General features: G+C 58.5%; 18 protein-coding genes. 7 read left to right on the top strand and 11 right to left on the bottom strand.

From position 1 onward, the window contains the following. Positions 1-193: 193 nt before the first annotated feature. Together ACQR3R_RS09050 and ACQR3R_RS09045 are read left to right on the top strand one after the other, a co-directional pair. Complete coding sequence (locus tag ACQR3R_RS09050; protein WP_428271707.1) at positions 194-1,414, top strand: putative DNA modification/repair radical SAM protein; 1,221 nt, start codon at positions 194-196, stop codon at positions 1,412-1,414. Then, entirely contained in the window at positions 1,411-2,253 is an 843-nt protein-coding gene (locus ACQR3R_RS09045) for a TIGR03915 family putative DNA repair protein (protein WP_428271706.1), read from the top strand. Before ACQR3R_RS09050 ends, ACQR3R_RS09045 begins: the two co-directional genes overlap by 4 nt. Before the next feature lie 57 nt (positions 2,254-2,310). On the opposite strand, the gene ACQR3R_RS09040 is transcribed toward ACQR3R_RS09045, so the two are convergent. The 5 genes from ACQR3R_RS09040 to ACQR3R_RS09020 form a co-directional block, all read right to left on the bottom strand. After that, a complete protein-coding gene (locus tag ACQR3R_RS09040; protein WP_428271705.1) occupies positions 2,311-3,330 on the bottom strand; it encodes a branched-chain amino acid aminotransferase in 1,020 nt (339 codons plus the stop codon). Positions 3,331-3,636: 306 nt separating this feature from the next. Continuing rightward, on the bottom strand, positions 3,637-5,019 hold the full coding sequence (lpdA, locus tag ACQR3R_RS09035; protein WP_428271704.1) for a dihydrolipoyl dehydrogenase: 1,383 nt from the start codon (positions 5,017-5,019) through the stop codon (positions 3,637-3,639). Positions 5,020-5,023: 4 nt separating this feature from the next. After that, on the bottom strand, positions 5,024-6,295 hold the full coding sequence (locus tag ACQR3R_RS09030; protein ID WP_428271703.1) for a 2-oxo acid dehydrogenase subunit E2: 1,272 nt from the start codon (positions 6,293-6,295) through the stop codon (positions 5,024-5,026). Next, positions 6,296-7,354: a transketolase C-terminal domain-containing protein gene (locus tag ACQR3R_RS09025; RefSeq protein ID WP_428271701.1), complete on the bottom strand. Its 1,059-nt coding sequence runs from the start codon at positions 7,352-7,354 to the stop codon at positions 6,296-6,298. It abuts the gene before it with no gap. A 1-nt stretch (position 7,355) separates the two neighbouring features. Further along, on the bottom strand, positions 7,356-8,591 hold the full coding sequence (locus ACQR3R_RS09020; protein ID WP_428271699.1) for a thiamine pyrophosphate-dependent enzyme: 1,236 nt from the start codon (positions 8,589-8,591) through the stop codon (positions 7,356-7,358). Positions 8,592-8,776: 185 nt separating this feature from the next. On the opposite strand from ACQR3R_RS09020, the gene bkdR reads away from it, so the two are divergent. Further along, a complete protein-coding gene (bkdR, locus tag ACQR3R_RS09015; RefSeq protein WP_428271697.1) occupies positions 8,777-9,262 on the top strand; it encodes a Bkd operon transcriptional regulator BkdR in 486 nt (161 codons plus the stop codon). Between the two features lie 3 nt (positions 9,263-9,265). Here bkdR and ACQR3R_RS09010 read toward each other — a convergent pair whose 3' ends face one another. After that, positions 9,266-10,129 carry an MBL fold metallo-hydrolase gene (locus ACQR3R_RS09010; protein ID WP_428271696.1) on the bottom strand — a complete coding sequence of 288 codons (864 nt, stop codon included), beginning with the start codon at positions 10,127-10,129 and terminating at the stop codon, positions 9,266-9,268. A gap of 161 nt (positions 10,130-10,290) precedes the next feature. Here ACQR3R_RS09010 and ACQR3R_RS09005 point away from each other — a divergent pair, with 161 nt between their 5' ends. From ACQR3R_RS09005 to nahK, 4 genes are all read left to right on the top strand, one after another. After that, positions 10,291-11,097 carry a TSUP family transporter gene (locus ACQR3R_RS09005; RefSeq protein ID WP_428271694.1) on the top strand — a complete coding sequence of 269 codons (807 nt, stop codon included), beginning with the start codon at positions 10,291-10,293 and terminating at the stop codon, positions 11,095-11,097. A 174-nt stretch (positions 11,098-11,271) separates the two neighbouring features. After that, positions 11,272-12,456: a porin gene (locus ACQR3R_RS09000; protein WP_428271693.1), complete on the top strand. Its 1,185-nt coding sequence runs from the start codon at positions 11,272-11,274 to the stop codon at positions 12,454-12,456. Between the two features lie 456 nt (positions 12,457-12,912). Next, positions 12,913-14,040 carry a nitric oxide-sensing protein NosP gene (gene nosP / locus ACQR3R_RS08995; RefSeq protein ID WP_428271691.1) on the top strand — a complete coding sequence of 376 codons (1,128 nt, stop codon included), beginning with the start codon at positions 12,913-12,915 and terminating at the stop codon, positions 14,038-14,040. Then, entirely contained in the window at positions 13,970-16,603 is a 2,634-nt protein-coding gene (gene nahK, locus ACQR3R_RS08990) for a hybrid sensor histidine kinase/response regulator NahK/ErcS' (RefSeq protein ID WP_428271689.1), read from the top strand. The genes nosP and nahK overlap by 71 nt, the downstream gene beginning before the upstream one ends. Positions 16,604-17,126: 523 nt before the next feature. Here nahK and ACQR3R_RS08985 read toward each other — a convergent pair. The 5 genes from ACQR3R_RS08985 to ACQR3R_RS08965 all read right to left on the bottom strand — a co-directional run bounded on the left by ACQR3R_RS08985 (position 17,127) and on the right by ACQR3R_RS08965 (position 21,024). After that, positions 17,127-17,792: a response regulator gene (locus tag ACQR3R_RS08985; RefSeq protein WP_428271687.1), complete on the bottom strand. Its 666-nt coding sequence runs from the start codon at positions 17,790-17,792 to the stop codon at positions 17,127-17,129. Positions 17,793-17,849: 57 nt separating this feature from the next. Further along, complete coding sequence (locus tag ACQR3R_RS08980; protein ID WP_428271685.1) at positions 17,850-18,407, bottom strand: rhodanese-like domain-containing protein; 558 nt, start codon at positions 18,405-18,407, stop codon at positions 17,850-17,852. Between the two features lie 129 nt (positions 18,408-18,536). Beyond that, positions 18,537-19,328 carry an ABC transporter permease gene (locus ACQR3R_RS08975; protein WP_428271683.1) on the bottom strand — a complete coding sequence of 264 codons (792 nt, stop codon included), beginning with the start codon at positions 19,326-19,328 and terminating at the stop codon, positions 18,537-18,539. Beyond that, positions 19,325-20,068 carry an ATP-binding cassette domain-containing protein gene (locus tag ACQR3R_RS08970; protein WP_428271681.1) on the bottom strand — a complete coding sequence of 248 codons (744 nt, stop codon included), beginning with the start codon at positions 20,066-20,068 and terminating at the stop codon, positions 19,325-19,327. Before ACQR3R_RS08970 ends, ACQR3R_RS08975 begins: the two co-directional genes overlap by 4 nt. Further along, the gene (locus tag ACQR3R_RS08965; RefSeq protein ID WP_428271680.1) at positions 20,065-21,024 is read right to left on the bottom strand and encodes a PQQ-dependent catabolism-associated beta-propeller protein; all 960 of its coding nucleotides are present in this window, start codon (positions 21,022-21,024) and stop codon (positions 20,065-20,067) included. Before ACQR3R_RS08965 ends, ACQR3R_RS08970 begins: the two co-directional genes overlap by 4 nt. Between the last annotated feature and the right edge of the window lie 8 nt (positions 21,025-21,032).

Here is a 21,032-nt window from a genome sequence, read left to right as displayed (position 1 = left end):
GCTTCAGGGCACCTAAGCGGTCAACTTCAAGCCCACGTCGCACTTGCTTATTATCAGTTGGCATTGGTTTGACACAATGGATTTAAAAACCGGAGCATGCGCATTTCGCGATGATCCGACCAAGGGTTGCAGCACCCCTTGAACCCGCAGCGCTGACGATATACTGTATATCCACACAGTATAAGGCGTGCCCATGGAACTCATCGATAAGCTCAGCATTCTCGCCGACGCCGCCAAATACGACGCGTCCTGTGCCAGCAGTGGCGCGCCCAAGCGTAGCTCCGAAGGCAAAAGCGGGCTGGGCGCCACGGATGGCATGGGTATTTGCCACAGCTATACGCCAGACGGGCGCTGTGTCTCGTTACTGAAAATACTGCTGACCAATTTCTGTCTGTACGACTGCCAGTACTGTGTCAATCGACGCTCCAGCGATGTGCCCCGGGCGCGCTTCACGCCTGAAGAAGTGGTGACGCTGACCCTGGACTTTTATCGGCGCAACTGCGTCAGCGGCTTGTTCTTGAGTTCCGGGATCATCCGCTCGGCGGACTACACCATGGAACAGTTGATCCGGGTCGCAAAGTTGCTGCGCGAGGACCATGAGTTTCGCGGCTACATCCACCTCAAGACCATCCCCGAGGCCGACCCGGCGCTGATCGCAGAAGCGGGGCGCTATGCCGATCGGTTGAGCGTCAACATCGAATTGCCCACCGAGGCGAGCCTGCAAACCCTGGCCCCGGAAAAACACCTGGGCTCGATCAAGCACGCGATGCAAACCATCTACACCGGCGAGCAAACGGTACTTAATGAACCCCGTACGCCAAAATTCGCCCCGGCCGGGCAAAGTACCCAGATGATCGTCGGCGCCGACGACACCGACGACTCCACCATCCTGCACAGCGCCCAGACGTTGTATGGCAGCTACCGATTGCGCCGGGTTTACTATTCGGCGTTCAGTCCGATCCCCAACAGCCCTGACAGTGTGCCGCTGGCCGCGCCGCCGCTGATGCGCGAACACCGTTTGTATCAGGCCGACTTCCTGTTGCGCAGTTATGGCTACACCGCTGGCGAACTGTTCAAGGGACCGGGGCATCTGGCGCTCGACATCGACCCTAAACTGGCGTGGGCACTGGAGAATCGCGATGTTTTCCCGCTGGACCTGAACCGTGCCGAGGCGTCGTTGATAGCCCGTATCCCCGGGATAGGGCTTCGCACCACCGAGCGTTTGGTTGAGCTACGCCGACAGCGGCGCATTCGCTACGAAGACCTGGCGCGCATGCGGTGTGTATTGACCAAGGCCAAGCCGTTTTTCATCACCAGCGACTACCATCCACAGCAAGCTGAGGTCACCAGTCATTTGCTGTACCAACAACTGCGCGACCGACCTCAGCCGCAACAAATGGGCTTGTGGGGATGATTACCCTCGACTGCGACGACGTGTTCGACACCTGGCGTTTGCAAGCGCGCTGGCTGCTCAGTCATCAAATAGACCCGAGCCGGGTCGGATGGGCCAGTGAAGGTGTCGCTGACCTGTTTGCCAGTGACGAAGCGGTGCCGCAAACACACGGCCCGTTTCAGGCGCGCATTCCCCGTGCTCTGCTGGATACGCTTGAGCGCGCGGCGCGTTACCGTGGCGACCAACGCTGGAGTGTGTTGTATGAGGTGTTGTGGCGCGTGAGTCATGGCGACCGAACGGCGATGATGGCCGGCGACAAGCTTGGAAGTGAATTACAGAGAAGAATCAAACAGATACAGCGTGAATCTCATCATTTACATGCATTTGTGAGGTTTGTCGCGCTGCCTGAAAACGAAGGACCGCAGTACGTCGCCTGGCACGAGCCTGCGCACGACATCCTGCACAGCGCCAGTGAACATTTCATCGGCCGCATGGGCCAGCATCGATGGTTGATCGCCACGCCAAGGGACGGGGTTTATTACGATGGGCAACAGTTGATCCATCATCGCCAATGCCCGATTGAATGGCAGCAACTGGCGCAGAACGTCGATGACCCGCACAGCGCGATGTGGCTGACGTACTACAGCCATATCTTCAATCCGGCACGGCTGAACCCGAAAGTCATGCAAGGGCATTTACCGGCGCGATTCTGGAAGAACCTGCCAGAGGGGGCGCTGATACCGGGGTTGATCACTCAGGCGCGTACCGGCAAGCAGCAGGACGGGCAGGCCAGCAGCATCAAGGCACGTGGCGGTAAACGCATTGCGCTGGCAGACACCGAGCGCGCTCGCAACCCATAAAAAAACCCACTCGACGCCGCAACGTCGAGTGGGTTTTTTCTTGCGCTGGGCGTCAGGTCAGACCTTGACGATCCAGCCTGCTGGTGCTTCGACGTCGCCGGTTTGCACGCCAGTCAGCTCTTTGTAGAGCTTCTGGGTGATCGGGCCAACCTCGGTTTCGCTGTGGAACACGTGCAGTTTGTCGTTGTAGTTGATACCGCCGATAGGCGTGATCACTGCAGCGGTACCGCAGGCGCCGGCTTCTTTGAAGTCGGACAGCTTGTCGATGAACACATCACCTTCAATCACTTCCAGGCCCAGACGCGATTGAGCCAGCTCGATCAACGACAAACGGGTGATGCCCGGCAGTACCGAAGGCGACTTCGGCGTGACGAATTTGTTGTCGTGGGTAATACCGAAGAAGTTGGCCGAACCGACTTCTTCGATTTTCGAGTGAGTCATCGGGTCCAGGTAGATGCAGTCAGCGAAGTTCGCTTTCTTGGCCTGGGAACCTGGCATCAGGCTGGCGGCATAGTTGCCACCGACCTTGGCGGCGCCGGTGCCTTGTGGCGCGGCGCGGTCGAAGCTGGAGATCAGGAAGTTGTGCGGGGTGAGGCCACCCTTGAAGTACGCACCGACCGGAATGGCGAAGATCGAGAAGATGAACTCGGGCGCAGTCCGCACGCCGATGTTGTCACCCACGCCGATCACGAACGGGCGCAGGTACAGCGCGCCGCCGGTACCGTAAGGCGGGATGAACCGCTCATTGGCACGAACCACTTCTTTACAGGCTTCGATGAACTGCTCGGTTTCGACGAACGGCATCAGCAAGCGTGCACAGCTGCGTTGCATGCGCAGGGCATTCTGATCCGGGCGGAACAGGTTGATCGAGCCGTCCTTGCAACGATAGGCCTTCATGCCTTCGAAGCACTGCTGGCCATAGTGAAGGGCAGTGGAGCCTTCGCTGATGTGCAGCACGTTATCTTCGGTCAGGGTGCCTTCGTCCCAGGAACCGTCACGCCAGTACGACAAGAAGCGCTTGTCTGTCTTGATGTAGTCAAAACCCAGCTTGTCCCAATTGATACTTTCGTTACCCATGACACCCTCTATCACTTAACAACCGCCGAAACGGTTCAAGGCTTCTGACGTTTTTTCTGGATGGGGACAACAATACTTCATTCCGGGGATGTTTCGCAGCCCGGACTATCGGCTGATGGGCAGATTTCTTAGCCTGCTCATCAAATTTACTGCCGATTTTCATTGTTCGAAATCCTGTGGCGAGGGCGCTTGCTCCCGTTCGGCGGCGTAGCCGCCGTCAATCCAGACAATGTTTTGTGTCTGGTATCGGCGGGGGGCGCTTCGCAACCGAGCGTTAGCAACCTCCCTCGCCACAGTTCAGTATATTTACAGGTGCAGCGCATGCCCCAATGCACGCAGTGCGGCTTCCTGCACGGCTTCACCCAGGGTCGGGTGCGCATGGATGGTGCCAGCGATATCTTCCAGTCGTGCGCCCATTTCCAGACTCTGGCCGAATGCCGTCGACAACTCGGAAACGCCAACCCCCACGGCTTGCCAGCCGACAATCAGGTGGTTGTCGCGACGAGCGACAACCCGCACGAAGCCCGTTTTGGATTCCAGGGTCATGGCCCGGCCATTGGCGGCGAACGGAAAGCTTGAAACGATGCAGTCCAGACCGGCAGCCTTGGCTTCATCCGGGGTTTTGCCAACCACTACCAGCTCCGGGTCGGTAAAGCACACGGCAGCAATGGCAACGGGACTGAATTCGCGATTCTTGCCGCTGATCAGCTCCGCGACCATTTCTCCCTGAGCCATGGCCCGGTGCGCGAGCATGGGTTCGCCGCTCAGGTCGCCGATGGCGTAAACATTGCGCATGCTGGTTTGGCAACGGCTGTCGATCTTGATCGCCGAGCCGTTCATGTCCAGGTTTAGCGCTTCGAGGTTCCAGCCCTGAGTGTTCGGCTTGCGCCCGACTGCCACCAGCACCTGATCGGTTTCCAGGCTCAATGTGTCGCCGTCTGGCTTGGTGATCTGAAGGGTATTTTCATTAGAATCAAATGCTTGAACGCTATGCTTCAAGTAAAGACTCACGCCAAGTTTTTTCAGTTCGTCGTGTACAGGTTGAGTCAGTTCAGCGTCATAGGCTGGCAACACACGGTCCTGTGCCTCGACCACACTGACCTCCGCGCCGAGTTTGCGGTAGGCAATTCCCAACTCCAGACCGATGTAGCCGCCACCCACGACCACTAACCGTTTCGGCACGGACGTGGGCGTCAGCGCCTCGGTTGAGGAGATGATCGGGCCGCCAATTGGCAGCATCGGCAGGTTGACGCTTTTGGAACCAGTGGCCAGCACCAGGTGTTCGCACAGAATCCGCGTGTCGCCAACGTCAACGGTCTTGCCGTCGACTACTTTGGCCCAGCCATGGATGACCTGGACCTTGTTCTTTTTCAACAGCGCGGCAACGCCGGTTGTCAGGCGATCAACGATGCCGTCCTTCCATTCCACGCTCTTGCCGATGTCGAGGGTGGGCGCCGATACGGTGATGCCCAGCGCTGAATGCTCGTTGTGATGACGGGTTTGATGAAACTGCTCCGCCACATGAATCAGCGCTTTCGATGGAATGCAGCCAATGTTGAGGCAAGTGCCGCCCAACGATTCGCCTTCCACCAAAATCGTCGAAATGCCCAGCTGCCCGGCACGAATCGCCGTCACATAACCGCCAGGGCCGCCACCAATAATCAGCAGCGTAGTGTTCAAGGTTTGCATTGCATCACTCCACAAACAGGGTGGCGGGTTGTTCGAGCAAGCCACGAATGGCCTGGATGAATTGCGCCGCGTCCATGCCATCGACCACACGGTGATCGAAGGAGCTGGAGAGGTTCATCATCTTGCGGATCACGATCTGGCCTTTGACGACCATCGGCCGTTCGACGATCTTGTTGACGCCCACAATGGCCACTTCCGGCAGGTTCAGCACCGGAGTGCTGACAATTCCGCCCAACGCACCGAGGCTGGTCAACGTGATGCTCGACCCGGACAACTCATCGCGGCTGGCTTTGCCGTTACGTGCAGCGGTGGCCAGACGCGAAATTTCCGTCGCACTGTCCCACAAGCTACGCGCTTCGGCGTGGCGTACCACCGGCACCATCAGGCCGATATCGGCTTGCGTGGCAACGCCGACATGCACTGCGCCGAGGCGGGTGATGACTTGTGCTTCGTCGTCGTAACGGGCGTTGATCTGCGGAAAGTCGCGCAGCGCAACAACCAGCGCACGCACCAGAAACGGCAGCAAGGTCAGCTTGCCGCGCGTTGCACCGTGCTTTTCGTTGAGGTGTGCGCGCAGTTCTTCGACGGCAGTAACATCGATTTCTTCGACGTAACTGAAATGCGCAGCACGCTGTGTGGCTTCCTGCATGCGCTGGGCAATCTTGCGGCGCATGCCGATGACCGGAATCTGTTCTTGATCATTACGCTGGGCGTAGCCCGTGGAGGCAGTGGAGGCACTCGACTGACCCTGGGCCAGGTAAGTGTCCAGGTCTTCGTGCAGCACACGACCGGCAGGCCCCGTGCCGCGCACCAGACGCAGTTGAATACCGAGATCCAGCGCATGTTTACGCACTGCCGGGGACGCGAGCGGGCGCTCATCCGCTTCGCGAGCAACCATAGGGCCTTGGCATGCAGCCACTTTTGGCGCCGTCGCAACGACCGGTTTAGTGTCCACAACCGCTTCAACTTTCGGCGCTGCAACCGGTGCTTCTTTAACGGCCGCAGGCTGGGCCGATTCCTTGACGTTGCCCGCGCCTTCAACTTCGATGCTGATCAGGATGCTGCCAACCGCCATGACTTCGCCCGGCACGCCGCCCAGCGCAATGACTTTGCCGTGCACGGGCGAGGGAATGTCGACCATTGCCTTGTCGGTCATGACATCGGCCAGCACTTGATCTTCAACCACCATATCGCCGACTTTTACGTGCCACACCGACAATTCAACTTCTGCGATGCCTTCGCCAATGTCTGGCATCTTGATAACGTGCGTGCCCATTCAGACCTCCATAACCCGTTTCAAAGCCGCGCCCACTCGGGACGGGCCAGGGAAATACGCCCACTCTTGTGCGTGCGGGTAGGGCGTGTCCCAACCGGTGACGCGTTCGATAGGCGCTTCCAGATAATGGAAGCAGTGTTCCTGCACCAGGGCGACCAGTTCGGCACCAAAACCGCAGGTGCGAGTCGCTTCGTGAACAACCACGCAGCGCCCGGTTTTCTTTACCGACGCGACGATGGTGTCCAGGTCCAGCGGCCACAGGCTGCGCAGGTCGATCACTTCGGCATCGATACCGGTCTCTTCGGCAGCCACTTGTGACACATACACGGTGGTGCCGTAGGTCAGGATGGTCACCGCTTTGCCGGGACGGGTGATGGCGGCCACGTCCAGCGGTACGGTGTAGTAACCGTCCGGGACTTGTGCCGAAGGGTGTTTCGACCACGGCGTCACTGGACGGTCGTGGTGGCCGTCGAATGGGCCGTTGTACAGGCGTTTAGGTTCGAGAAAGATCACCGGGTCATCGTTTTCGATGGAGGCGATCAGCAAGCCTTTGGCGTCGTAAGGGTTGGACGGCATGACGGTGCGCAACCCGCAGACCTGGGTGAACATCGCTTCGATGCTCTGGCTGTGGGTCTGGCCGCCATAAATGCCACCACCGCACGGCATGCGCAGGGTCATCGGTGCGGTGAATTCACCGGCCGAGCGATAACGCAGGCGGGCGGCTTCGGAAATGATCTGGTCCGATGCCGGGTACACGTAATCGGCAAATTGAATCTCGGCCACCGGGCGCAAGCCATAGGCGCCCATGCCGACGGCGACGCCGACAATGCCGCTTTCGGAAATCGGTGCGTCGAACACCCGCGAGGTGCCGTACTTGGTCTGCAGGCCTTCGGTGCAACGGAACACGCCACCGAAGTAGCCGACGTCCTGGCCGAAGACCACGACGTTGTCATCACGCTCCAGCATCACATCCATGGCCGAGCGCAGGGCCTGGATCATGGTCATGGTGGTTGTGGTCATGGCGGTTTCCAACTGAATGTTGCTGTTGTGGTCGTTCATGTCAGATCCCCAACTCTTGGCGCTGGCGCTTCAAGTGCTCCGGCATCTCTTTGTAGACGTCCTCGAACATCGTCGCAGCGCTTGGGATCTGGCCACCGGCCAAGGTGCCGTACTGTTCGGCCTGTTTCTGGGCGGCGATCACCAAAGCTTCGAGTTCGGCGCTGACGGCAGTGTGTTCCTCTTCCGACCACTGACCGATTTTCACCAGGTGCTGCTTGAGGCGCGCAATCGGGTCGCCCAACGGGAAGTAGCTCCAGTCGTCTGCAGGACGGTATTTGGACGGATCATCCGACGTCGAGTGCGGGCCGGCGCGGTAGGTGACCCATTCGAGCATGGTCGGGCCAAGGTTGCGCCGGGCGCGTTCCGCGGCCCAGGCAGAGGCAGCGTAGACCGCGACGAAATCGTTGCCATCAACGCGCAGCGAGGCGATGCCGCAACCCACGCCACGCCCGGCAAACGTGGTGGCCTCACCACCGGCAATGGCCTGGAAGGTCGAGATGGCCCACTGATTGTTGACCACGTTGAGGATGACCGGCGCGCGGTAAACGTGGGCGAAGGTGAGGGCGGTGTGGAAGTCGGATTCGGCTGTGGCGCCGTCGCCGATCCAGGCCGAGGCGATTTTAGTGTCGCCCTTGATCGCCGACGCCATGCCCCAGCCCACGCCTTGGACGAATTGAGTGGCGAGGTTGCCGGAAATGGTGAAGAAACCGTGATCGCGCACTGAGTACATGATTGGCAATTGACGTCCCTTGAGCGGATCGCGCTCGTTGGACAGCAATTGGCAGATCAGGTCCACCAGCGGCACTTCGCGGGCCATCAGAATGCTTTGCTGACGGTAGGTCGGGAAGCACATGTCGTCGATGTTCAAGGCCAGGGCCTGAGCGCTGCCGATGGCTTCTTCGCCGAGGCTTTGCATGTAGAACGACATTTTTTTCTGGCGCTGGGCGACAACCATACGGTTGTCGAAGATCCGCGTCTTGAGCATGGCGCGCATGCCTTTACGCAGGATGTCCACCGGCACGCCTTCGGCCCATGGGCCCAGGGCATTGCCTTCGTCGTCGAGCACGCGAATCAGGCCCTTGGCCAAATCGGCGGTTTCGGCAGGTTCAACGTCGATGGGGGGTTTGCGCACCGTACCCGCGTCCGTCAGACGCAGGTAGGAGAAGTCGGTTTTACAACCGGGACGGCCCGAAGGTTCAGGGACGTGCAGGCGCAGCGGTTCGTACGCTTGGTTCATGGCTTCTACGCTCGATCTTGTGAATTTTTTGTAGTGAGCTGACAGTCATTCTTCGATGGAAGAAATCTTGTCCTACAACAATCATAGGCCGGGCCAAGAAGAATATTTATCTATGTTTCATTGCGCCTGAGATCATTTGAGGATAAAAAATCTCTATAAACAGAATAAACAGGTGACTTTGTCTCATGCGCAAACTTGATCGCACCGATATCGGCATTCTCAACAGTCTCCAGGAGAACGCACGTATCACCAACGCCGACCTCGCACGCTCGGTAAACCTGTCGCCCACGCCCTGTTTCAACCGGGTCAAGGCGATGGAAGAATTAGGCCTGATTCGAGAGCAAGTTACCCTGCTGGACGCCCAACTGTTGGGGTTGCACGTCAACGTGTTCATTCACGTCAGCCTCGAGAAACAAGTGGAAGAGGCTCTGGCGCAATTCGAGTCAGCGATTGCGGATCGCCCGGAAGTGATGGAGTGCTATTTGATGGCCGGCGACCCGGATTATTTGATCCGTGTGCTGGTGCCGACCATACAGTCGCTGGAGCGTTTCATGATGGACTTCCTGACCAAAGTGCCAGGCGTAGCGAACATCCGTTCGAGTTTTGCGCTGAAGCAAGTGCGCTACAAGACCGCGCTGCCATTGCCCGCGAACGGTTTAACCCTTGCGTAGCCGCTAGAGTTTGTTGATCGGGATTTTCAGGTAAGTCACGCCGTTATCCTCGGGCGCGGGCAAGTTCCCGGCCCGCACGTTGACCTGAATCGCCGGCAGCAGCAGCGTCGGCATTTCCAGTCCCGCATCGCGTGTGTTGCGCATGGCGACGAATGCCGCCTCATCAATGCCGTCTCGCACGTGGATGTTGCTTTTACGCTGTTCGCCGACAGTGGTCTGGCAGTGCGGTTCGCGGCCTTCGGGCGGGTAATCGTGGCACACGTAAAGCCGCACGCTGGCCGGGAACGCGAGCAATTTTTGAATCGAGGCAAACAACTGGTTGGCATTGCCGCCGGGAAAGTCGCAGCGAGCGGTGCCTACGTCGGGCATGAACAGCGTGTCGCCCACTAAAATCGCATCGCCGTCGATCAGGTAAGCCATGTCTGCCGGTGTGTGGCCGGGCACATGCAGGGCGGTGGCCTGCACATCGCCGATCATGAATGACTCGCCCGGCGCAAACAGGTGATCGAACTGCGAGCCATCGACCTGGAATTCCGGCTCAAGGTTAAACAGGCTTTTAAACACACCCTGGACTTTGCTGATCGATTGGCCAATCGCAATCTTGCCCCCCAATTCTCGCCGCAGGTAAGGCGCGGCAGACAGGTGGTCGGCGTGGGCATGAGTCTCCAGCAACCACTGAGCCTGTAACCGATGTTCGCGAACGAAGGCGATTACACGATCAGCCTGGACAGTCGCGGTTCGGCCTGCAGCAGGGTCGTAGTCGAGGACTGGATCGACGATCGCGCAGGCACCACCGTCCTGCTGGTAGATCACGTAGGTGAAGGTCTTTGAGGCGTCGTCCAGAAAAGCGTTAATCAATACGGACATGGGTGGCCGGTTCTTTACAAGTGTGTACTGAGGGTAATTTCATTTTTGCTTTACCGACAGTCCCTGTTTAATTCATGCAGGAAAAATGCCTTGAGGGCTCTATCCTGTTACACATCGATACCGGGCGACCCCGGCCTTTTTCTGCTGAACACGAGTGTTTTATGTTGCTGGCAAGTTTTTTTGGCGTCGTGATGGGGCTGGTCCTCGGATTGACCGGCGCGGGGGGCGGTATTTTAGCAGTGCCGGCCCTGGTGTTGGGCTTGGGCTGGACCATGACTCAAGCGGCGCCGGTTGCGTTGTTTGCGGTGGGCAGCGCCGCAGCAGTGGGCGCCATCGATGGTTTGCGCCATGGTCTGGTGCGTTATCGCGCCGCGCTGTTGATAGCGCTGTTAGGGGCCATTTTTTCCCCGGTTGGCATCTACTTCGCGCATCGGTTGCCGGAAAAAATCCTGATGATTCTGTTCAGCTTGCTGATGGTCATGGTGGCGTGGCGAATGCTGCGCCGTGAACGCGCAGAAGAGGGGCCCAGCGACCATGGACATGCCAATTGGGGGCAGAAAAACTGCATGCTCGATCAACAGACCGGGCGCTTTTCCTGGACTGCCAAATGCACCGCGACCCTCGCGGCGCTCGGGGCCGTAACGGGCGTCGTCTCGGGATTGCTTGGGGTGGGTGGCGGATTTTTGATCGTCCCTGCCTTCAAGCAACTGACCGATGTGCAGATGCGCGCAATCGTCGCGACCTCCTTGATGGTAATCAGCCTGATCTCGGCCATCGGTGTGATCGGCGCTTTTCATGCCGGGGTGAGGATCGACTCATCGGGTGTGGCATTCATCGTCGCCAGCATTGTCGGCATGATTCTCGGCCGACAAGTGTGTGCCCGCGTCCCGGCCAGGGCTTTGCAAACCGGGTTCGCCACAGTGTGTGTGGTGGTCGCCGCGTACATGCTGTTTAGAGCGACGGTATGACAGGTCTTACACCTTAAGTTTCGGGCCTCGTCGCAGCCGGTAGTATGGCCGACCGGCCACTTGCTACCGGCCAAACCAAAGCACCTCCAAACCGCCTCCAAGGCAGCGTATGACGGTGCCTGTGAGCTTTCGATAATCGCCTCCGACATCCAGTCCCTCGCTGCGGAGCGCGTCATGCACAACAATAAGAATTCAACGCATCGTTTCTTGCCTGCCCTTATCGCCAGTCTGTCGACCCTCGGTTTGAGCTCGATGGCCGAAGCCGAAATCATGCTGTATGACAAGGATCAGACTACTTTTTCCACTGACGGCTACATCAACGCTTTTTATGTCAACAGCGATGTAGACCGTGCCGGCGACCAATACGACCGGCGGCAATCGCGGGTGAAGATGGGCTTTCTGCCCAACTACCTCGGGTTCAACATGGGCAAGCAAATCGACGACTTGAAGCTGGGTGCCCGGGCTTCGTTTTGGGTGACCATCAACGACAGCCAAACCAACGGCACAGACACCGCGATCGACGTGCGGCAGTTCTACGGCACGGTGGCCAATCCTGAATGGGGCGAAGTGTTGATCGGCAAGGACTTCGGCTTGTTTGCCCGCTCCAACATCCTGCTCGATGAATTGCTCGCCGGTTATGGCCAGGTCAGCGACACGCTGGGGCTGGTGGATGGCGGCGGTGTGTCGTTCGGCAATATCGGCACCGGGTATCCGTACCCGTTCCCGACGTCGCAGATTACCTATCGCACACCTGTGATGGAGGGTTTGCGGGTGGCCGTGGGCATCATGGACCCGGTCGACACCAATGACAGCAGCCCGACCGGCAAGGCGTATCAGGAAAACCCGCGCACCGAAAGTGAGATCACCTACCAGTTCGACCTGGCCGGCGCGAAAATCTACAGCTGGGTCAACGGCAGCTACCAGACTTCAGACAACACAGACTCCACGGTTAATTCCGTCACCTCAAAAGGTGTCGGTTATGGGGTGCAGGCAAAAATGGGCGGGTTGTCGCTGACCGGGTCAGGCTTCCAGGCCAAAGGCATCAACCCGTTCTTCACTAACAACGCCGGTAAACCGACGCTGCGTAACGTCGACAGTGACGGTTACCTGTTGCAGGGCTCCTATAAAATTGGAAAAAACCGTCTGGCCCTGTCCTACGGCAAGACCAAGGACGATGGTAACGGCGTGGTTGGCAGTGGCGCAGACTACGAAACCCGAGGCATTGCGCTGTTCCACGACGTGAATGACAACTTGAAACTGGTGGCCGAATACAACCAGTTTGAAATCAATGGACACGACACCAGTGCCCAGAACGAAAACACCGATACCTTCGCGGTCGGTGCAGTACTGACCTGGTAATCATGATTGCGGCAGGCGTTCGCGTTTTCAAAATAGCCATCGCTGGCAAGCCAGTCTCCTACGGTTCGGCGGTGAATGCCGGACTGTTGTGGTTATCCCAAATCCCGTAGGAAACCGGCTTGCCGGTGATGGCGATTTCACGGGCGCCATCGCTGGCAAGCCAGTCTCCTACGGTTCGGCGGTGAATGCCGGACTGTTGTGGTTAACCCCAATCCCGTAGGAAACCGGCTTGCCGGTGATGGCGATTTCAACGACGCCATCGCTGGCAAGCCAGACTCGGTTCGGCGGTGATGCCGGGATTGATGAATGACCGCGACAGGGTTCTCATCCCATCGAAGCGGCTACCCGCTACCCAAGTAGCATACGTCGCCGCCTGCTGGCTTCGTACACTCATGCCTCATACAGGCGCACCTGCGGGGGGCGACAATGCAGCACAATGAAGGCGTTGTCAGTGCAATGTCGCAGGCTACGGATCCGCAGCAAGTGGCGCTGGAACTGGCGCGACAACTGTTGCACCCGCACGTGGGGTTTGTATTGTTCTTCTGTTCCGCCGAGTACGATTTGCAGGCGCTGGGCCAGGCCTTGCAACACAGCTTCGGTGGTATTCGGCTGGTGGGATGCACCAGTGCCGGTGAAATCACGCCGCTGGGCTACGGACGAAATTGCGTGTCTGCGGTCGGTTTTGACCACCGGCATTTTTCCATCGACGCTGAGCTGATCAACGAAATGGAGCGCTTCAGCTTGATCGACGCCCAGCAAATGGTCGAGCGTCTGGTCAGTGGCTGTCGCAGCAACACGCTCGCACCGATCAAGGGCAATAGCTTTGCGCTGACCTTGCTCGACGGTTTATCCAGCCGCGAAGAAATGGTCTTGGCAGCGTTGAGCGCAGCGCTCGGCGACATACCGCATTTCGGCGGCTCTGCCGGCGACGACAATCGCTTGACCCACACCCACGTTTACTTTGGCGGCGAGTTTCACAGCGGCGCGGCGGTGGTGGTGCTGGTCAATACCTGGCTCGATTTTGAAGTGTTCACCACCCACCATATTCTGCCGCGAGCGGAAAAACTGGTGGTAACCGGCGCCGACAGCACCTCGCGCCGGGTCTTTGAATTAAACGCCGAGCCTGCAGCCGAGGAATACGCCCGGCATGTGGGCGTGCCAGTGGCGGAACTCGACTACCGCACCTTTGCCGCGCATCCGCTGGCGGTGCGCATCAATGATCAGTATTACGTGCGGGCCATTCAGCAGGTGCACCCAGACCAGAGCCTGAGTTTCTACTGTGCGGTCGAAAACGGCATTGTCCTCACCGTCATGACACCGGGCCCGATGCTGCCCAACCTGCAAGCCTTGTTTGAGGGCCTGCATGCGCGGCTTGGGGACTTGTTGGTGACCATCGGTTGCGACTGCTTTCTCAGGCGCCTGGAACTTGAGGGCGGCGGAAATCTGGAACAAATCGGTCAGTTATTGCGGGACCAACGGGTGATGGGTTTCAACACCTACGGAGAACAGTTCAATGGCATGCACATCAACCAGACCTTCACCGGTGTTGCCATCGCCCGCGGTAGATCCCCCGGGCACCGCTGAACTCCAGGCCCGGGTCGTCGGCCTGGAACGAGAAAACCAGAAACTGCAGCGTATCAACAGTGCGCTGATCGAGCGGATCGAGTCCGGTGCGACTCGCGGCAACGACCCTTACGCCGCGTTCCAGCATTCGGTGGTGTTGGCCGAACAGGTTCGCGAGCGCACCGACGCCTTGAATCAGGCCATGGCGGAACTCAAGTCTGGCAACCACTTGCTCAGTGAAGCGCGGCTGCGGGCCGAAACCGCGCACCAGCACTTGATCGATGCCATCGAAAGTATTTCCGACGCCTTCGTGCTGTTCGATGCCGATCAGCGAATAGTCCTGTTCAATAGCCGATTCAAGGCGTTCTGGAGCAAGAGCCGGGTGCGCATCAACGCGGGCATGCGGCTGGCAGAGGTCAAGCGGCTGATGCGCGATACCGGCCTGTTCACCGAGGAACCGCGTGGCCACGCCGATGAAAACCTGCTGTATCGCCTGCAGGATGGCCGCTGGTTACAGGTCAATGAACGGCCGACTCAGGAAGGTGGACGGGTGATTCTGTTCACCGACATCACCGACGTTAAACTCAGCGAAACCCTGCGTCGTGAGCAGGCGGTGGCGCAGAAATCGCATTTGCTGCAACGGGCAGTCGACAATCTTTCCCAAGGCGTGGCGATGGTCAATGCCGAGGGCGTGCTGGAACTGTGGAACCGGCGTTTTCTTGAACTCAGCGGCCTGGCTCCGGTGGCGGCTCATCGCCCATTTGCCGAAGTGATTGCCGACAGTGAACTGAACCTGTTGACGCCGGCCAGTCGAGACGTCAACGGACGGCACGTTCAGGAGTGCGAACAACGACTCTACGATGGCCGCGTGCTGGAAATTCGCACGCACCCATTGCCCACCGGGGGCTTCGTCAACACCTTCACCGACATTACGGAACGCTATCAGCACGCCGAGGCGCTGAGCGAAAGCGAGCGCTGGATTCGTCTGATTACCGACCATGTGCCGGCGCTGATCGCCTACTTGAATGCCGATCTGGTGTACGAGTTCACCAACAAGGTTTACGAAGAATGGTATTGCTGGCCGCGGGGCTTGATGCTCGGGCAGAGCTTGCGTGAGGTGCACAGCGAACAGCACTACCAGCGCCTGGAATCCTACGTCGCCAGGGCGCTGGCGGGTGAAAGCGTGACGTTCGAATTTGCCGAAACCAACATCAATAATCAGGAGCGCTACATGCTGCGCTCCTACGTGCCCAATCGTCTGGCCAGCGGCGAAGTCGTGGGTATTTTTGTGTTGATTCGGGACATCACCGAACGTCGGCGCACCGCCGAGGCGCTGCATCAGGCTTACCAGAACCTGGAACTTCGGGTGCGCGAGCGTACCGCCGAACTGACGACGCTCAACGATCAATTATTGCGCGAAATCGACGAACGCCGTCGGGCGGAGTCGCGTCTGCGCGAGGCCAAACTTGAGGCCGAACGGGCCAACCTTTCAAAGACCAAGTTTCTCGCGGCCGTCAGCCATGACTTGCTGCAACCTTTGAACGCTGCACGGCTATTCACCAGCGCATTGCTGGAGCGGCGTGAACCGGTGGCCAACGCGATTCTGGTGCGCAATGTCAGCAACTCGCTGGAAGACGTGGAAAACCTGCTGGGCACGCTGGTCGACATTTCGAAACTGGATGCCGGGGTGATCAAGGCTGATATCGCGCCGTTTGCATTGAGCGAGTTACTTGAGAATCTGGCGGCTGAATACACTCAAGTCGCTCGCAGTGAGGGGCTCAAACTGCATTTTGTGCCGTGTTCTGCGCTGGTCCGCAGCGACATCCAGCTACTGGCGCGCATTTTGCGCAATTTGCTGAGCAATGCGATTCGCTACACCTATAGCGGGCGTGTGGTGCTGGGTTGCCGACGTCATCATCAGCGCCTGTCGATTGAGGTCTGGGACAGCGGCATGGGCATCGCTGAAGACCGTCTCGAGGAGATATTCCAGGAGTTCAAACGCGGTGATGTGCAGCGTCCGGATCAGGACCGTGGGTTGGGCCTGGGGCTGGCTATTGTGGAAAAAATCGCCGGTATTCTTGGCCATCGCATCCACGTTCGGTCGTGGCCGGGCAAGGGCTCGATGTTTTCAGTCGAAGTGCCGCTAAGTGCCACCGCCCCGAAATCGCTGCCAAACCTGCTGATGAGTGAGCCGATGCTGGAGCGTCTGCGCGGCGCGCGGGTGTGGGTGCTGGACAACGACGCGGCGATTTGCGCGGGCATGCGCACTTTGCTCGAAGGCTGGGGCTGTCTGGTGGTCACAGCGTTGTCGGAGCAGGATTTGGCGCGGCAAGTGGACAACTATCACCAGCACGCGGACCTGCTGATCGCCGACTATCACCTGGATGACGATCAGAATGGTGTCGATGCCGTGGCGCGGATCAATGCGCGGCGCGCCTTGGCCATCCCGGCGATGATGATCACCGCCAACTACAGCAACGAACTGAAACTGCAGATCCGCGAGCTCGGCCACACGCTGATGCACAAACCCGTACGCCCGATGAAGCTCAAGACCGCCATGAGCCATTTGCTCGGACGTCCTTGAGAGCTGGCGTGGCCTCATCGCGAGCAGGCTCACTCCCACATTTGACCGGGTTGAATCAGTTCCCCTGTGGAAGCTCACTCCCACATTTGGCGGGTTGAATCATATCCCGTGTGGGAGCGAGCCTGCTCGCGATTACGGTGTATCTGGCGCTATCGATGCTGAATGTTGGATAGCCATCGCGAGCAGGCTCACTCCCACATTTGACCGGGTTGAATCAGTTCCCCTGTGGAAGCTCACTCCCACATTTGACCGGGTTGAATCAATTCCCCTGTGGAAGCTAACACCCACATTTGGCGTATTGAATCAATTTCCCTGTGGGAGCGAGCCTGCTCGCGATTACGGTGTATCTGGCGCTATCGATGCTGAGTGTTGGATAGCCATCGCGAGCAGGCTCACTCCCACATTTGACCGGGTTGAAACAATTCCCGTGTGGAAGCTAACTCCCACATTTGGCGGGTTGAATCAATTTCCCTGTGGGAGCGAGCCTGCTCGCGATGGGATGACGCGGTGTTCAGGTCAACACTCAGCGGCGCAGGTAAGAACCGAAATCAATATCCCCGGCACTCAGGATTGCTTGCACGCGGTTGTGTACGTTGAGTTTGCGCAAGATCGCCGAAACATGGGCCTTGACCGTGGTTTCGGCTATTTCCAGGGTGTAGGCAATCTGCTTGTTCGACTCACCCTTGGTCATGCGCTCCAGCACCAGCAGCTGTTTGCGGGTCAATGCCTGCAGCAGTTCTGGCGGGAAGCTTGGGGTGTCGTTCATTCGGCGATGGGAGCCGCTTTTCTGGGTGCGGATGATGTCCGGCGGCAAATAAACATTGCCGTTCAGGATTTGCGCAATGGCTTCGGTCATCTGGAGGCGCGGCGAAGATTTGGTGATGAAACCCACCGCGCCATACGTGATGGCTTGCAGCACGATCTGTTTGTCCTGTTCGGCAGAAACGATCACGACCGGAATGGTCGGCGCTTCGTTGCGCAGGTTGATCAGGCCATTAAGGCCATGCATGCCCGGCATGTTCAGGTCGAGCAGGATCAGGTCCAGGTCGTCGTGCTCCTGCGTCAGCAGCAAGGCACTGTCCAGGTCAGCAGTTTCCATCACCTCGCTGCCCGCGAAGCCATCGCTGATGACGTTGTGAATGGCTTCACGAAACAGCGGGTGATCGTCGGCAATCAGAATTTTGTACATAGCCTTTCACCTCATTATTGTTGATTAGGGTGTGGTCACCACACGCAGGCGTAAAGATCAGTGAAAGGGTTCTGGCTGGGCGGGTGAAACAGGCAGGTTTGCCGCTTGCCAGGCATCAAGGCCATCGCGATACCAGTAAAGCGTTTTATAGCCCAACGTGCTGGCGCGTTTTACCGCGTTCCAGCTTAACCAGCAATCGGAACGGCAGTAGAACACCAGCGGCTGCGTGACATTACCCGCGGTCAAGGTCTTAAGATTACGCGCAAAATAGTCCTGCCAGTCGGGCGTCAGATCACCGTCGCCGGTATTGGCCAGCCAATGGCTGCCGGGCAGATTTTCGTGAGGTTGATCTTCGATAAAACGTCCTTGCAGCCATTGTCGGCGGTAAACGTCTATCAATACTGGGCGCGGGGTTTGGTTGAGCAGGTTTTGCAAAGCGCCGGTGTCGATAATCGACGCGCCAGGCAATTGATCCGGCGTGGGGCTGCGGTAAAGAGCGATGCGATACCCGTCCGCGGAGAACAGGGGTGTTTCGGCGTGCGCAGTGCCCGTTATCAGGCTCAGCGCCAGCGCGACAAGAGTGGGACGCAACAGACTACGTCGTGCACGCGACATGGGCTCATTCCTTATAGTTATGAACCCATTACATGCCAGTCGCGGTGCATTGGGAATGCGACCATAGACACGAAAACCAGTACTAAAGTAGTAATTTTGTGCCTTCAGCAACGATCAATGGCTGCGCAGTCAGTTGGATTTTCGCAGGGCCGCATGCTGCGGGTTGAACGTGAGCACCGCGAGCAGGGCGAACAGCAGCGTGAGCCCCACGCAGACACCGAGCGCCAGCGGATTGAAGCGTTCATATAAGGCAAAGCGCACCAGTTCCACGGCGTGGGTGAACGGATTCAAGGCACATAACCAGAACAGCCACTCGCTGGACTCGCGCATCTTCCACAGCGGGTACAGCGCCGATGACAGGAAAAACAGCGGGAAAATCACGAAATTCATTACCCCGGCAAAATTCTCCAGTTGGCGAATCGCGTTCGACAGCAACAAGCCCAGCGCGCTAAGCATCAATGCCACCAACAGCAGCGCCGGCAAGGCGATCAGCAATCCCATTGCCGGCGGTTGCACACCGTACATCCAGGCGATTGCCAGAAAGGCATACACCTGCAACAGCGAAATCAGCGACGTTGCCAACAGTTTGCTGCACAACAGAAAAGTGCGGGGCAGGGGACTGGTCAACAGTACGCGCATGCTGCCCATTTCCCGGTCGTAAACCATCGACAGCGAACCTTGCATGCCGTTGAACAACAGAATCATGCAGGCCAGGCCAGGAATGATGTACACCTCGTACGGAATGTACGTGTCATAGGGCTCGATGATCGCGATGCCCAGCGCGGCACGGAATCCGGCGGCAAACACCAACAGCCACAGCAACGGGCGGACCAGCGCGCTGAGAAAACGCGTGCGCTGCAATACAAATCGCAGCCATTCGCGCAGCACGATCCCGCTGAAACATTGCCAATAGGTATTCATCGGGCTGCGACTCTTGTTGAAGGTGAGGTCGTGAGCCGGGCGAAGGTCTCGCCCAGGTCGCCGCCGTGTTCCAGCCCCAGTGCTTGTGCTTGACCGCTGGCGACCAACAATCCCTGATGCAAAATCAGCAAGGTGTCATCGGGTTGCACTTCATCCAGCAAATGGGTGGTCCACAGCACGCTGATCTCCTGTTCGTTGCACAAGCTGCGAATGTGCTGGTTGAGCGCCAAACGGCTGGCCGGGTCGAGGCCGACACTGGCTTCGTCCAGCAGCAACAAACGTGGTTCATGCAATAAGGCGCGGGCGATTTCCACCCGTCGACGATGGCCGCCGTTCAGCTCACGTACTTTTTCGCGGCGGCGATCGGTCAGCGTTTGTCGCGCCAGTTCGGCGTCGACCCGCCATCGCGATTGGCGCCGTGACAGGCCATGCAGTGCTGCGTGGTAGCGCAGGTTTTGTTCGACACTAAGGTCCAGGTCCAGGGTGCTTTGTTGAAACACCACACCCAATTGCTGCAGGGCCGGGCGCGGTGCCTCTCGAAGCGAATAACCGCCCACGCGAATATCCCCGCGTTGCACATCGAACAGCCGTGTCAGCAAGGCGATCAGCGTCGACTTGCCCGCGCCATTCGGCCCCAGCAACGCGGCGAAACGTCCGGGCTCCAAGCTGAAACTGACATGGTGCAACGCTTCCCGGGCACCGTAGGCGAAGCTCAGGTCGTCGACCTCCAGTGCCTTCATGGCGTAACCACCACGCCCCATGGATAGCGCCCGACCTTGATCGATTTCACTACCTTGAGGCTGTCGACATCAATCACCGACACATCGCCGCTGACGCCATTGGTCGCCAACAGTTGTTTCTGATCCGGGGTAAACGCCATCTGCCACACGCGTCGGCCGACCAACAGATAATCGAGTACTTCAAACGTTTTGGCGTCGATCACGGCCACATGGTTGGCCGGGCCGAGCGCCACGAACCCGTACTTGCCGTCGGCACTGAGTTTGATGCCCACCGGTTGTACCTTGTCTGGGTGCACACCTTTTATCGTGAAGTTCAGCGTCTTCAAAATCTTGCGCGTTGCGACATCGAGAATCGTCACGGTGCCGCCGATCTCGGCCGACGCCCAAAGTTGTTTGCCGTCCGGTGAAAACTCGACGAAACGTGGCCGCTGATCCACCAGTGTGCTGTCGGCCAGGGTTTGGGTGCTGGTGTCTATCCAGTGCAACATGTTGGTGGTTTCGCTGGTGTTGACCGCCCACTTGCCGTCCGGGCTGACGGCCATGCCTTCGGGCTCGACGCCGACATTGATCTGGCTCAGCACCTTGGAGGTTTCGGTGTCGATCACGGTGACCAACGCGTCGTCTTCGTTGGAAACGTATAACCAGCGATTGTTGGGGTGCAGGGCAAATTGCTCGGGGTCTTTGCCCGAGGGCAATTCCTTGATGATCTTGCGCGTGGCCACGTCCATAACCTGAACCCGGTCCGAATCGCTGGCGCAGATGTACAGCAACTTACTGTCGTGGGACAGCAGCAACCCACGCGGGCGTTGGCCGACCGGCAAGGTGTCGGTGACTTCCAGGGTTTGCATATCGATCAGGCTGAGGTTGTTGTCTTTCTCGTTGGAAACCCAGGCAGTGGCAGCCGCGGCTTGTCCGACGGCGAGTAGCAGGGCGCATGAAAGCAGGGTGCGGCGCATGGCAGATT

This window comes from Gordonia sp. IEGM753, from assembly GCF_050321825.1.
In the GTDB taxonomy this organism is placed as follows: Bacteria; Pseudomonadota; Gammaproteobacteria; order Pseudomonadales; family Pseudomonadaceae; genus Aquipseudomonas.
This window is presented reverse-complemented; position numbering and strand designations above follow the sequence as displayed.